The sequence below is a fragment of the Mesobacillus sp. genome (assembly GCF_047739415.1).
Lineage (GTDB): Bacteria > Bacillota > Bacilli > Bacillales > Cytobacillaceae > Mesobacillus.
Genome location: NZ_JBIQOE010000107.1, coordinates 1 through 13,064 on the forward strand (window position 1 = coordinate 1; position 13,064 = coordinate 13,064).

Annotated in this window: 14 protein-coding genes; 7 read left to right on the forward strand and 7 right to left on the reverse strand. The window is 43.0% G+C overall.

The window, feature by feature from the left end:
- Positions 1-1,053: MATE family efflux transporter (locus ACH0QE_RS08700; RefSeq protein ID WP_415800308.1), on the forward strand; the 1,053-nt coding region annotated here is incomplete at its 5' end.
- A gap of 326 nt (positions 1,054-1,379) precedes the next feature.
- Here the strand turns inward: ACH0QE_RS08700 and asnB are convergent.
- The gene (gene asnB, locus ACH0QE_RS08705) at positions 1,380-3,227 is read right to left on the reverse strand and encodes an asparagine synthase (glutamine-hydrolyzing) (protein ID WP_415800309.1); all 1,848 of its coding nucleotides are present in this window, start codon (positions 3,225-3,227) and stop codon (positions 1,380-1,382) included.
- A 192-nt stretch (positions 3,228-3,419) separates the two neighbouring features.
- On the opposite strand from asnB, the gene ACH0QE_RS08710 reads away from it, so the two are divergent.
- A complete protein-coding gene (locus ACH0QE_RS08710) occupies positions 3,420-3,980 on the forward strand; it encodes a DUF2777 domain-containing protein (RefSeq protein WP_415800310.1) in 561 nt (186 codons plus the stop codon).
- Positions 3,981-4,020: 40 nt separating this feature from the next.
- On the opposite strand, the gene ACH0QE_RS08715 is transcribed toward ACH0QE_RS08710, so the two are convergent.
- The 6 genes from ACH0QE_RS08715 to ACH0QE_RS08740 form a co-directional block, all read right to left on the reverse strand.
- Positions 4,021-6,060 carry a sensor domain-containing protein gene (locus ACH0QE_RS08715; protein WP_415800311.1) on the reverse strand — a complete coding sequence of 680 codons (2,040 nt, stop codon included), beginning with the start codon at positions 6,058-6,060 and terminating at the stop codon, positions 4,021-4,023.
- Between the two features lie 124 nt (positions 6,061-6,184).
- Positions 6,185-6,541 (reverse strand): YisL family protein, encoded by a 357-nt coding sequence (locus ACH0QE_RS08720; RefSeq protein ID WP_415800312.1) that lies wholly within the window; start codon positions 6,539-6,541, stop codon positions 6,185-6,187.
- A gap of 83 nt (positions 6,542-6,624) precedes the next feature.
- Entirely contained in the window at positions 6,625-7,533 is a 909-nt protein-coding gene (locus ACH0QE_RS08725; protein WP_415800313.1) for a fumarylacetoacetate hydrolase family protein, read from the reverse strand.
- 1 nt (position 7,534) lies between these two features.
- Positions 7,535-8,059 carry a DNA topology modulation protein gene (locus tag ACH0QE_RS08730; RefSeq protein WP_415800314.1) on the reverse strand — a complete coding sequence of 175 codons (525 nt, stop codon included), beginning with the start codon at positions 8,057-8,059 and terminating at the stop codon, positions 7,535-7,537.
- Positions 8,059-9,243, reverse strand: coding sequence for a DUF418 domain-containing protein (locus tag ACH0QE_RS08735; RefSeq protein WP_415800315.1), 1,185 nt, complete (start codon positions 9,241-9,243; stop codon positions 8,059-8,061). Before ACH0QE_RS08735 ends, ACH0QE_RS08730 begins: the two co-directional genes overlap by 1 nt.
- Positions 9,244-9,372: 129 nt before the next feature.
- A complete protein-coding gene (locus tag ACH0QE_RS08740) occupies positions 9,373-10,965 on the reverse strand; it encodes a long-chain-fatty-acid--CoA ligase (RefSeq protein WP_415800316.1) in 1,593 nt (530 codons plus the stop codon).
- Positions 10,966-11,280: 315 nt separating this feature from the next.
- Here ACH0QE_RS08740 and ACH0QE_RS08745 point away from each other — a divergent pair, with 315 nt between their 5' ends.
- The 5 genes from ACH0QE_RS08745 to ACH0QE_RS08765 are packed head-to-tail and all read left to right on the forward strand — an operon-like array spanning position 11,281 to position 13,009.
- A complete protein-coding gene (locus tag ACH0QE_RS08745; protein WP_415800317.1) occupies positions 11,281-11,502 on the forward strand; it encodes a spore germination protein in 222 nt (73 codons plus the stop codon).
- Positions 11,503-11,516: 14 nt separating this feature from the next.
- Positions 11,517-11,771 (forward strand): spore germination protein GerPB, encoded by a 255-nt coding sequence (locus ACH0QE_RS08750; protein ID WP_415800318.1) that lies wholly within the window; start codon positions 11,517-11,519, stop codon positions 11,769-11,771.
- Positions 11,772-11,808: 37 nt separating this feature from the next.
- Positions 11,809-12,423 (forward strand): spore germination protein GerPC, encoded by a 615-nt coding sequence (gene gerPC, locus ACH0QE_RS08755; protein ID WP_415800319.1) that lies wholly within the window; start codon positions 11,809-11,811, stop codon positions 12,421-12,423.
- Positions 12,423-12,605: a spore gernimation protein GerPD gene (locus ACH0QE_RS08760; RefSeq protein ID WP_167832131.1), complete on the forward strand. Its 183-nt coding sequence runs from the start codon at positions 12,423-12,425 to the stop codon at positions 12,603-12,605. Before gerPC ends, ACH0QE_RS08760 begins: the two co-directional genes overlap by 1 nt.
- Before the next feature lie 5 nt (positions 12,606-12,610).
- Positions 12,611-13,009, forward strand: coding sequence for a spore germination protein GerPE (locus ACH0QE_RS08765; protein WP_415800320.1), 399 nt, complete (start codon positions 12,611-12,613; stop codon positions 13,007-13,009).
- Positions 13,010-13,064 lie beyond the last annotated feature (55 nt).

Sequence of the window (13,064 nt, forward strand, 5' to 3'; positions counted from 1 at the left end):
GCTGTTTTCATTTTCAGCGAGCAGTTGTTGAGATTAATGGACCTGCCGCCTGAGCTGTTTGATGAGGCTAATTCCTACCTGAAAATTGTCGGCGGATTTTCGTTTATTCAATCGTTGATCATGACGGTGAGCAGCATTATCCGCAGCTATGGTTTTACCCGGGATATCATGTATGTCACGATCGGGATGAATGTGCTGAATGTCATTGGCAACTATTTGTTCATCTTCGGACCATTCGGCTTCCCTGTCCTAGGTGTGGAAGGTGTGGCGATTTCCACCACTGTCAGCCGGATCCTCGGATTGTTGGCTGCCATTTATGTCATGACCAAGCGAGTCCCAGGATCAGTGCCAATTTCGATGCTTTTCAGTTTTCCAAAAAAACATTTGAAAAATCTGCTTAATATCGGGATTCCTTCTGCCGGTGAGCATTTGAGTTACAATGGGTCCCAGATGGTGATCACGTATTTTATCGCTACCCTTGGAACCCAGGCATTGACGGCTAAGGTTTATACACAAAATGTCATGATGTTCATATTCCTTTTCAGTATCGCCATCAGCCAGGGCACACAGATACTGATTGGCCATATGGTAGGAGCAAAAGAAATTGAAAATGCGTATAAGCGGGCACTAAAAAGCTTGAAACTTGCGATTATCATTTCCATTGCTGCCGCTTTGATCGTTTCCTTCTTTTCAAAAGACCTGCTGGGAATCTTCACTGATAATATGAGCATCATCGAACTCGGCACCACATTGATTCTGCTCACAATCATCCTTGAACCCGGCAGATCCTTTAACCTGGTGCTGATCAGTTCGCTCAGGGCCGCGGGTGACGTGAAATTCCCTGTATATATGGGAATCCTTTCGATGTGGGGAGTGAGCGTTACGCTATCTTATTTCCTCGGAATCTATCTCGAGATGGGGCTTGTCGGCATCTGGATCGCCTTCATTGCGGACGAGTGGCTGCGCGGACTTCTGATGCTCTGGCGCTGGAGATCCCGAGTATGGGTGAAAAAATCATTCGTGCCAGATGCCAAGCCAGTGCAGGCCGAATAAGTTATTAAGATGAAACCAGCCGCATAAGAGTTGTTAGCACTTAAACGTACCTTTATAGATGGCGTTTCCTCGGATAAGGGTACTATTAGCTCTTAAACGTACCCTTATAGATGGCGTTTCACTTGCATAAGGGTACTATTAGCTCTTAAATGTACCCTTATAGGTGGCATTTCACTCACATAAGGGTACTATTAGCTCTTAAACGTACCCTTATAGGTGGCGATTTCGCTGCATAAGGGTACTAGAGGTTCAGACTCCTGACACGCCGGGAGCCAGAACTCTTAAAATATTAAAATTAAGCAAGCCCTTGCCCAGGGCTTGCTTTTTTAGTCTGCTATATTAATATTGTAATCTCTGAACCAGATATGAATCTGTGCTAACTGAGCCAAAAGCTGCGGACCTGTCATCAGCTGGCCGAACCATGGCACTTTGAAGGATGCGCCCTCGGACTCAATCATTTTTTGCAGTGTAGCCCTGTCAAAGAATTCATGCAGCGCACTGTTCGAATCTGACATGAATTCTGACAGCATACCCTGTACTGCCTGCGTATAGGCCGGATGATGAGTCTTCGGATATGGACTCTTTTTCCGGTACAAAACTTCATCAGGCAATGTGCCCTCCAATGCTTTACGCAGGATTCCTTTTTCCTTGTTTCCATGCATCTTCATTTCCCATGGGATGTTCCAGACATATTCCACAAGCCGGTGGTCGGCGAACGGTACCCTTACTTCAAGGCTGGCCCCCATGCTCATCCGGTCCTTCCGGTCTAAAAGTGTTGTCATGAACCAGATGATATTCAGATAGAATAATTGTCTACGCTTAGCCTCTACTTGATTTTCCCCATCAAGTACCGGCACTTCTGCGATCGTATCGTTGTATTTTGCCATCATATAATCTTCAAGACTCAATTTTTTGCGCCAGTGGTCCCTCAGCATGTTTTGCCGCTCATTAATCGACCGCATCCATGGAAACCCTGGTCTATTCAAGTCCTCCTCTCTGTGGAACCATGGATATCCTCCAAAAATCTCGTCAGCACATTCTCCTGAAAGTCCTACGGTAAAATCCTGTTTGATTTCGCGGCAGAACCAGAGCAGTGACGAATCAATATCTGCCATTCCTGGCAGGTCCCGGACATGGACAGCTTCAGTTAAATAGCCAGCCAGATCCTGCTGGGAAATGATGCTGTTATGGTGAACAGTACCAAATGTTTCCGTCATTTTATTGATCCAGAAGGCATCAGCATTTGGCTGGAATTCATTTTCCTTGAAATACTTTTCATTGCCTTCGTAATCGATCGAGTAAGTATGCAGGCTGCCCTTACCCTCTGCCTTATAATGATTAGCAGCAATAGCAGTGATTGCGCTTGAATCCAATCCGCCTGAGAGAAAGGTGCACAGCGGCACATCTGAAACTAGCTGTCTTGTCACAGCATCCGTAAACAATCCCCGCACTTTTTCAGCTGTCTCATCAAGAGTATCAGTGTGTTTCTCGCTTTTAACGTTCCAATATCTCCAGATTTTCAGCCCGTTTTTTGAAAAAGTGAGGCCGTGTCCAGGCCGAAGCTCCTTCATATTTTTAAAGATACCTGCCCCAGGAGAACGGGATGGTCCGAGCCCAAACACCTCACAAAGCCCTTCCCTGTCTACCTCAGCCTTCACTTCTGGATGCGCCAAAAGCGCCTTTTGTTCAGAAGCAAACATAAGACCCGATGCTGTTTCAAGGAAAAACAGCGGCTTCACTCCAAGCCGGTCGCGACCGATGAACAGCTTTTCTTGCTGGTGATCCCAGACAGCAAAGGCGAAGATCCCGTTTAAATGCTCCAGGCAATTTTCCTTCCATTCCATGAAAGAAGTAAGCAAAACCTCTGTATCAGAATGACCGTTAAAAGAATATCCTTTTAATAGCAGTGCTTTTCTGAGGTCTTCCGTATTATAAAGTTCTCCGTTATAACAAATGGTATAACGGTTATCTCCTTGTGTTCTGGTCATTGGCTGTTTGCCGCCCTCAGGATCGACAACGACCAGCCTTTTATGACCCAAAGCAGCATGCACCGAAGTCCATACATTGGTATCGTCGGGACCTCTTTTACTTAAAGTTTCCGCCATTTTTGCCATGGTCTCACGTTCATGATCCAAATTTTTACGATAGTCTATCCAGCCAGTTATTCCACACATTGTTGATCATTCCTTTCAGCGGAACTTTTTTTGATATCAATATGCACTTTCAGAAACAAGACAATTGCTTAAGCATTACTCATCTTATGCAAATACATCTCAACTGGTTAATTGCCTATCTTATAAATCATGTTATAAATTCGCCAAAATCTGTCTACAAAGAAGGTGAGCGATAATTAACGGAGGATCCAAATGAATCGACAACAACGAAGCAATCTAATTGAATTCCAGCCCCGCGCTTTCAACGCTGGGACAGTAGAATATATTAATTCACAATGGGTTTTCTTTGATGAAGAAACAGAAGAGGCCGCACTTGTCGATGAATTCATCCATCAAGAGGTTGAAGTGCAGCGAAACAATAAATGGTGCAAGGGGTTTTTGCTGGATAACGGCTGCATCCAAACCGGCAAAGAAACAATCACTTTGCAGGACCAGGAAATGATCAAGATTAGAAAACAGTTGATCTATTCTTTCGAGCGTCTGCTTGATGAACTGAATGATGAAGCTTTTGTCCAATTTATCAATACATTGAATTCGCTCAACTTTTCGATTTATGATTGTATTTATTGTTATAACCATCTGACCTTCCTCGATCATGAGAAAGGGGTTTCGGGAGTCAACTTTTTAATTCTTGATAATGAAGAATTCATCTGCAGTGTACAACATCACTTTGATTACTTTGAAACACAAAATGACAGGTTCGAATTGACCTTGAACAACGGGAAAAGGACCGTTATTGAGAGAATATCTTAAGGAACAAAAAGAGCCTGCACTCCATGTGCAGGCTCTGAATTTATTTTACCGTATACTCAACTTTCTCCACAGTCCTGAAGCCTTTTTCAAATGCAGCTATATCAAGCGGCTTCTGAATGTAGTAACCCTGGGCATAATGACAATCCATATCTCTTAAAAGATTCAGCTGTTCATGAGTTTCTACACCCTCGGCAACAATTTTGACCGATAGCCCCTGGCCCATCGTGATGATTGCCTTGACGATCGCAATATCGGATGGATCATCATGCAGATTATTGATAAACGACTGGTCGATTTTAAGCGTATCGATTGGCAAATTGCGCAAATAGCTTAATGACGAATAACCTGTCCCGAAGTCATCAATCGAAACCTTTACCCCGAGTTCCTGTAACGACTTCATAACCGAAATGCTATAGACGATATCTTTTAGCATCGCGCTTTCTGTCAGTTCCAGTGAAAGGTATCCTGGTTCAAGCTGGGATATCTTCAGGGCTTCAATCACCTGTCCAATAAAAGCATGCTGCTGGAACTGATAGGCTGATACGTTCACCGAGATGCCCAGATGCGGGAATCCATTCTGCTGCCAGGCTTTTGTCTGTACACAGGCGGTGGTCAGCACCCATGCCCCGATTTCCTCTATCAAACCTGTTTCCTCTGCCAGAGGAATGAACTGAGCTGGCGAAACCAATCCAAGATGTGGATGCTGCCAGCGGATAAGGGCTTCGGTACAGGTAATCTCCCCTGACTTCAAGTCCATCAGAGGCTGGTAGCAAAGATAGAATTCGTTCTTTTGAAGCGCTTTCCTTAAATAGCTTTCAAGTTCAAGCCGGACCATTGCCTGGTCATTCATTCCGGTTGAGAAGTAAGTAATCTTGTTCCCGCCCTGGTTTTTCGAACGGTTCATCGCAATATCAGCATTTTTCAGCAGTACATGCTCATCAAGACCATCCCCTGGGAAGGAGCTGATTCCAATACTTGCAGTGACGATAAATTCCTGATTCTGGTAAGATAAAGGCATTGAAATAAGGTTCTGCAATTCCCTGGCTGTTCTTGTCGTCTGATCGATGCTGACATTCTCTGTAAGCAGCATGGTGAACTTATCGCCGCTGAACCTTCCGAGATAAGCGCCTGCTGGTAGTCGATCCTGGATTCTTTCTGCCAGTTCTTTCAAAACAATATCACCGGCATAATGTCCAAGACTGTCATTGATGATTTTGAAGCGGTCAATATCAATGACAAGCACAGCAAGGAGTTCTTTCTTATGCTTGGCACGATGAATCATTTCATCGAGCTGTTCGGTGAACCTCATCCTGTTCGGCAATCCCGTATCCTGGTCATAATAGGCAAGCTGAATGATCTTTTCCTCTGTTTTTTTCTGGGTTGTGATATCCCGCCCAATCCCATAAGTTCCAACACATTCTCCATTAACCGTAATAGGAATATTTTTAATCTGGAAAATCTGGGCTTCGCCGCTCTTGACTGGGATCTCGATTGTGTAGGTCTGATCTTTCCCCTTTAGCGCCTGAATAAAATGCATTTTGGCACGATGCACATCTTCCTGGTTGATAAAGTCGAGAGCTGACTTGCCAATAAGTTCACTTTCGGTGTAGCCAAAGGTTTTCATGAATGCCTGATTGATACTTGTAAAATTCCCTATCAAATCAGTCGAATAGACAAAATCGCCATTGTTGTCAAACAACGATCGGTAGTATTGCTCGGAAACTTTGAGGCTTTCGTTAAGCAGAAGGATGTCTTGTTGTGAGGTTTCGACAAGGTTGTTCAATGTGTTAATGGTGTACTGATCTTGAAGAATAGGATTAAGTTCATGTTTATCGAAAACGGTAAATGAGATAACGCACTGTTTGTCTCCAGGAAAGCAGCCATCTGCTTCACAACTCAACACAGTGGAGGCTGGCAGCTGTTTTTTTAGCAATTGCTCCAGGTACTGAAGCACAGGTTTTTCTTTTAGATTGAAAAAGATCTGCACCAAAACATTGTGGTGGTCTTTGAATGAATTGCCCTCTATAAAGCTATTAAGTTGTCGATCATTTTCGTAAACGCAGCTTTTTGTCGTAGCCATTGCATTCTCCAATTATTATATTTCTCCAATAACCCTTCTCTTAAATTATCATATTTTACGGGGTTAAGATATGACAAAAAAAGAAAAAGCTGCCTGTAAGGACAGCTTTCTTTCGACAATGTCGTTATTTGAACAAATATGTTCCCAATGGAAGTGAGAAACCTAAATACAGTACAAGAAGAACTGCGACAATGAATTGAATCCACAATACAGACGCTTTTTCGTTCTTTTTAGTACGGATTAAAACGATTTCCAGCATTGCGATTACCCACAAACCTACTGCTGCTTTCAGCACATACATCAGGCTGATATTGATGCTGAAAAGAAGCCAGAAGCCAGTCAATAGAATTAGTACGTAAAACAATCTAAGGACCATCTGGACAATTTTAGCGCCTTTTTCCTTACCGCTTTTATGTAGTCCAAGTGCTACGAAGAATAAAACAAGAGCCAAAAACCAAGCTGTCATATGGGCATGTATCATGTACCCGTCCTCCTAATAGTAAATTCTAAAATATCATATCATAACGTCATCAAAAAAACTAAAATAAACTGCCCAGGCTATGATTAACTCTCCACTTTGTTACTTAATGTCCCAATCCCTTCAACAGTAATTTCAATAGTATCTCCAGCCTTTAGGAACCTTGGCGGTTTGAAGCCTTTGCCTACGCCTGCTGGTGTTCCGGTTGCAATGATATCCCCTGGCTCGAGTGTCATTCCCTGGGAGAGCACTGCAATGACTTCTTCTATCGGGAAAATGAAGTTTTTCGTATTGGAATCCTGTCTCATTTCTCCATTTACTGTGGTCTTGATATCCAGGTTGTTCGGATTTGAGATGGCAGATTTATGGACAATCCATGGCCCCATCGGGCAAGTGGTATCAAGGCTTTTCCCAATGAAAAACTGTTTGTGTTTTGCCTGGAGGTCACGGGCAGTCACATCGTTAATGATTGTATAGCCAAAGACATAATCCAAAGCCTCTTCCCTTTTGATCGTTTTTCCTTTCTTGCCGATGACGACTGCGAGCTCGCCTTCATAGTCCAGTTGCTCTGTAAGTTCTTTATGCTCATGGATGTTCTGATCATGAGCAATGACCGAAGTAGGTGCCTTTGTGAACACCATTACATGATCAGGAATATCGTCCTTGCTGCCCATTTCAATTGCATGCTCAGCATAATTTTTACCAACACAGAAAATATTCTTGGACGGACGCGGAATCGGCGCTAGCAATACTACTGATTCACGCAGGATGTACAGCTCTCTGTCCAGATTGTTCTCTCTTACCCATTGAACTGTTTTTTCCGCTTCCTGATAAAATATTTTTCCCATTGAAATTGCTTCTAGCATATCAGCCGGTATCGCTGTTTCACCACCCATTTTTTCATAGGCTTCCCTAAATGGCAGAACGTGGGTCCCTTCTGCATTGACAATTCCAATGAACTGGCCAGAATCATTTTTATATGTAGCGAATTTCATGTTAACGCCCTCCTTTAATTGACTGCTCTTTTATGAATTTCTCTGTTTCACGAGGATTTTTAAAATGGAAGATTTCTTTTCCCTGAAGCTTGAATTCTTCTAATTTAGTAACAATGCCAGGAGCTTTTTCACGCTTGTATTTTGCGACCCATTTGATAAAATCCCAATCAAGTCTCTCTGGACAGCCTTCATTCATATCCGGCCTGGTCCTGCCATGGTACATGATTCTCCTTTTAAAAATTCCATACAGGCACCTTGGAGTAGAATAATCGAGGAAGATGATTGTGTCTGCTGCCTGTGCCCTCATGTCAATTGTACTGCCATAATTGCCATCCATGATCCATGAATCTTCTTCAATCACTTGCTGAATTAGTTCTTTCCACTCATCTTTTACAGTCATTTCCCAGCCCGGTTTCCAGTACATTGCATCAAGATGATACACCTTTAGGTTAAGTACTTTCCCGAGCTTCCGGGCCAGTGTCGATTTCCCTGCGCCTCCGCAGCCGATGATGATGACCTTCTCCATCAGGATTCTCCCTTTTTAAAATGCTGTCTCTTCATGTATGTGCCACTGCGCCACAGCCATTCGACAGGCCCATAGTAAAACCTTTTGACCCACCAGCTGCTAAATGCCAACTGAATCACATAAATTCCAAGCGCAAGCATTGTTCCTGAAAAAATGGACATTTCCCCATAATATCCTAGTCCATAACTGTAAAAAATCAATGTCGAAACAACGGACTGGAACAGGTAATTGCTGATTGAAATCCTGCCCGCAGCTTCCAGCGGGTAGAACAGTCTGTCAAATCGTTTAAGCTCAGAAATCAGCGCAATGATCAGTGCATACGCCATTGCGACCATCGCCCCGCCAAAAACATCCTGCGCATAATCCGTCATCAATGTTTTGCCATACAGGTACGGAACTGCTTTGATCAACAAGCCAAGTGTTGCGAGTACAGCGGCAGCGACGGCAATCTTCCTCGTTTTGTCCTGTATATTCTCAAACAGTCTGAGCTTTGCCGCTCCTGCTCCAATCATGAACAGCGGAAGGATAGTGATCAAATATAAGAACAATCCAAACAAGTTATTATTTTTATACCATTCAGTTATTCTATGTTGTGTCACTTCAGCAAAACTGCCATTTTGATAGATGGTTATCGTCTGTTCTGCAGCTTGTGCGTCATACATTGAAAATTCCGCTCCGCCGTCAACCGCAGATGCTGCACCGAGCATCAACAACAAGAGGATATTTGAAACTATGTATAAACCCAATCCGGCAATGAGAAGCCTCTTTGCACTCCAGCTAATAAACAGAAGGAAAACAAAACCGCATACTGCATAGGTTATGAGAATATCACCTGGCCAGATCAAGAATGCATGGATGATCCCAATCAACAATAGGATCGAGAGTCTCCTTAATGCAAGAGGATTGAAGTACAGGCCTTTTTCAAGTGTGCGTTCTCTTAAAATTACCAGACCATATCCGAACAACATCGAAAACAGCGGGTAAAAGCTAGCCTGGATAAATAAATCAATGAACTGGTATGTAAATAAATTTGCTTTTCCATCCCACCATTTTTCCGGATCGATATAAAAATAGGGCGAATGGAATGAAATCATATTTACAAGAAATATCCCCAATAATGAAAAGCCTCGCATCCGGTCAATTGATACAACCCTATTTCCGGATACCCGTCCGTTAATCTCCATCTTCCCCCTCATTCCATTCAATAGTTAACATATAATCTATGTATATCACACAATATACCAATGTGCCAAAGGTAACTATAAGCAGGATAAAAAGAAAAGGGGACGCAACAAGGCAGTCCCCACAGGCTATTAATTTACAAATCTGCCAGTCTTGCCATTTGCTTCCCAGTATTCGTTACGCAAATGGACCTTCTGAATTTTGCCTGAAGCCGTTTTCGGCAGTTCTTTTACGAAAGTCACTCCTGTAATTGCCTTGAAATGGGCAAGTTTCTCTCTCGAAAAAGCAATGAGCTCCCGTTCTGTGACTTGCTCATTTTTACGAAGCACAATATATGCATGCGGGGTCTCGCCCCATTTTTCGTGAGGAACGGCAATGACTGCTGCTTCGAGGACAGCCGGATGGTCGTATAATACACCCTCAACTTCTATGGAGGAAATATTTTCGCCTCCGCTAATGATGACGTCTTTCTTGCGGTCGACGATATCAATGTTGCCGTATTCATCAACCGTCGCCATGTCCCCGGTATGAAGCCAGCCATTACGGATTGTTTCCATCGTCGCCTCTTCATTTTTCCAGTAGCCTTTCATTACCCCATTGCTTCGGGTAACGACTTCACCTATTTCCTTGCCATCATGGGCAACCTCATCGCCATGCTCATTCACGACTTTTACCTGACTGCCAATCATTGATATACCTGCTTTTGCTTTCATTCGGTATTGTTCATTCAGAGGAAGCTGCTTCAAATGCGACCTGATCGTTGAAATCGTGCTCAACGGGGAGGATTCTGTCATGCCGTACACCTGGATGAACTCCCAGCCAAGTTCCTTTTCCACCCGGGTTACGAATGCTGGTGGCGGTGCAGAACCGGCGATGACCACCCGTACCTGCTGTTCGATGCTCGGGACATTTTTTTCATAAAACTGAAGCAGCGCATTCAACACAGTTGGAGCCATATGCATGACGCTGACTTTATGTTTTTCCAACGCGTTAAAAATCGTCTCAGGCGTCGTTTTTCGCAGGCATACCTGGGAAGCACCGTTTGCTGTGTAATAAAATGGCGATCCCCATCCGTTAACATGGAACATTGGCAGGACATGCAGGAGTACATCCTCATCGCTGACGCGTAAATGGTGCATCGTGCTCAGTGCGTGTAGGTAATTATTCCGGTGGGTGAGCATGACTCCTTTTGGATTTCCAGTCGTCCCACTTGTATAAAGCAGACTGCAGACATCATTTTCATCAAGCTCTTCACGTTTGAACGTTTCAGCAGAATGCTGTGAAAGCCATTCGTCATAACTGATTTCATCAAGGCTATCTTCCTTGTAGTGGACAATAATGTGCTGAACGCTTTCGAGCTGATTTTTGATTGGCTGGATTAAATGAAATAAATCCTGGTCCACGAACAAAACCTTTGATTCACTGTGGTTAAGGATGAACAGATAATCATCCGGCTTCAGGCGAATATTCAACGGGACCATGACTCCGCCTACCTGAAATACACCATAGAAACCCTCCAGCATTTCAATCGAATTCGGGGCAAGATAGGCAATCCGGTCACCCTTGCACACTCCCAGCTTTCTTAATCCATCCGAAAGCTTGTTCACCCTTTCATTCAACTCAGAATATGTAAGCGCCCTGTCCTCAGAAAAAATGGCTATCTTGTCGCCGTATAGCGACAACGCACGGTCTAGAAACTGGTTCAACAGCAATGGAACGTTCATAATCCTGCCTCCTGTAGAATAATTTTATAATTCTAAATATATAAATATATTAACATATTACCGCTTCTGTTATATAACTTTTTACCTGTTATATAACAATTATTTTCTTCAAGACAGCTTTTGCTTTGATTGAATTGTTTTTTAGCTTAGGATTTTATCTGAACAAGAATTCATAGAAAGAAAACAAATTACCAACAACGTTTTTTAAAGAAAAAAGGCTGTGAAAAGTGCCTTGTAAACACAATAGGCATTTTAATCACATTCTTTGTCTGGGCACATAGGATATTAAAGAAATCTAATTAAAGGGTGTTGCAAATGCCAGCAATTGTTGGAGTCGCACAGGTCACTTCCCTTGGGAACAGCGCTGTCTTCCACATAGGCGATGTTTACAGAATAAGCCCCGTTTCCAATGCAAAAACTTTTTCCGGTGCTGGTTCATTCAATACCGGAGATGGATTGACCGTGTACAATAACCTAAGCTCAACAAATACCTATGATTCAGATGCAGTCGATCAAGGAAATTATCTGAATGTATAATGCGGGTGAGTACAATGAATTTTTATATACAACAATCGATCAATATCAACCTTCTGAAGATTGATGGAATCACTAATTCTTCTGTGCTGCAAATTGGCAGTGCAGGAATGATAAAGCCAGTTTCTTACCTTTATAACACTGGGGGATTCACAGCACCTGCACCAGAGGCTGTCCACCCTACGGAAATTTCAACTGGTATGGAGGATATGCTAGGAGGCACACTGGAAGCTCCTGCCGTCCCTTTGCAGGCTCCCGTTCCACGGAATTAAAGGATTTTAAAATTTGGTCGATTCGAGGTGATTCATTTTGGATGCGGAATTTTATCAATATTTAAAGAAGCTGCATTTATATGTGGAGCACCAGAGCAGAAAGACTGCCAGATTGGAGAAGCTGGTTTTCGAGCTGCAGCAGGAAATTGATGCACTAAAGGAGCGGCCTCCAGTTCAAATCGGAAATATAGAGTATAAATTCGACCAGTTAAAAGTGGAAACTCTTGAAGGAACCCTGAATATCGGCTTGAATCCAACAGATTTGGATGGAATTGACGATTTTACCGTTGATCAAAAGGCTGTAAATGTGCCGATTCCGCCAAAGCAGTTATTTAAAAGAACAATCGAGATTGAAACTGCACTGAACCAATATCTAGAATCTGATTTGGAGAACATTTACCGAAGTGCCCAAACAGAGCTTGGAATCAAAGTAGATGATTCCTATTTCGAGTTCATAAAAAATGATATTAAAAAACAGTTGTCTGGCAGAGCAGCTCAACATTTACAGGAACAATCATCAAATGAAAGAGGCAGTGAACTAAGCCCTCATCTGAATGAAAAGGTGATTGATTTGCTTAAACAGGAGATCCAGAATGGTGTATTCCTGTTCTTGAAAAACCTGCCAGATAATGTAAAGGAAGGACGTTCATAATGAATTTCCAAGTCTATAACCGGGACATTTGCGTAGGCGACATTAGGATCATCGGTGTTTCGAGCTCCTCACTTTTGATGGTTGGGGACGCTGAAACAATCCAGCTCGCAGCTACCTTTGACACACCGGCTGAATCATTGATTGTCGGTCCATTTGTCCCATTGTCGCCGGATATATCGTGATCGCTATGCTGCAAAGAATAACATGTGTTGACCATATAAAAATTGACTCGGTATCCTTCTCCTCGATTTTTCAGATCGGTGATTCGGAGCAAATACAGGCAATTTCCAGGGCATTGGCCCTGCAAAGAGAGGCAGAAATTTTTTTTGATAATGAAGGTAATTTCAATGCGTTTCCAATCTTTTCAGAAGCGATTCCATTTCAACCAGCAGTTGAAGAAAATGTTACTTTCTCAACCCACAACATCAACCCTGTATTGAAGGTCAGGAACATTGATATCCTGGGTGCCTCCTCCTCATCAGTTGTACACCTTGGAAACAGCCGCAATATAGACATGGAAGCCAGGGTAAAGCATATACGGCAGCTTTTGCCCCGTAATAACATGTCGAGTGAGGACGGCATATAGATTTAATATGGAGCTTCTAGCCTTAATCACCGAACATCAATCAGTTTACGACAGA

What these genes read in the sequence shown, in the direction of transcription:
- asnB (WP_415800309.1), bottom strand. Translation starts at nt 3,227, where the DNA reads ATGTGTGGAATAACTGGCTGGATAGACTATCGTAAAAATTTGGATCAT.
- ACH0QE_RS08710 (WP_415800310.1), top strand. Translation starts at nt 3,420, where the DNA reads ATGAATCGACAACAACGAAGCAATCTAATTGAATTCCAGCCCCGCGCT.
- ACH0QE_RS08715 (WP_415800311.1), bottom strand. Translation starts at nt 6,060, where the DNA reads ATGGCTACGACAAAAAGCTGCGTTTACGAAAATGATCGACAACTTAAT.
- ACH0QE_RS08720 (WP_415800312.1), bottom strand. Translation starts at nt 6,541, where the DNA reads ATGATACATGCCCATATGACAGCTTGGTTTTTGGCTCTTGTTTTATTC.
- ACH0QE_RS08725 (WP_415800313.1), bottom strand. Translation starts at nt 7,533, where the DNA reads ATGAAATTCGCTACATATAAAAATGATTCTGGCCAGTTCATTGGAATT.
- ACH0QE_RS08730 (WP_415800314.1), bottom strand. Translation starts at nt 8,059, where the DNA reads ATGGAGAAGGTCATCATCATCGGCTGCGGAGGCGCAGGGAAATCGACA.
- ACH0QE_RS08735 (WP_415800315.1), bottom strand. Translation starts at nt 9,243, where the DNA reads ATGGAGATTAACGGACGGGTATCCGGAAATAGGGTTGTATCAATTGAC.
- ACH0QE_RS08740 (WP_415800316.1), bottom strand. Translation starts at nt 10,965, where the DNA reads ATGAACGTTCCATTGCTGTTGAACCAGTTTCTAGACCGTGCGTTGTCG.
- ACH0QE_RS08745 (WP_415800317.1), top strand. Translation starts at nt 11,281, where the DNA reads ATGCCAGCAATTGTTGGAGTCGCACAGGTCACTTCCCTTGGGAACAGC.
- ACH0QE_RS08750 (WP_415800318.1), top strand. Translation starts at nt 11,517, where the DNA reads ATGAATTTTTATATACAACAATCGATCAATATCAACCTTCTGAAGATT.
- ACH0QE_RS08760 (WP_167832131.1), top strand. Translation starts at nt 12,423, where the DNA reads ATGAATTTCCAAGTCTATAACCGGGACATTTGCGTAGGCGACATTAGG.
- ACH0QE_RS08765 (WP_415800320.1), top strand. Translation starts at nt 12,611, where the DNA reads ATGCTGCAAAGAATAACATGTGTTGACCATATAAAAATTGACTCGGTA.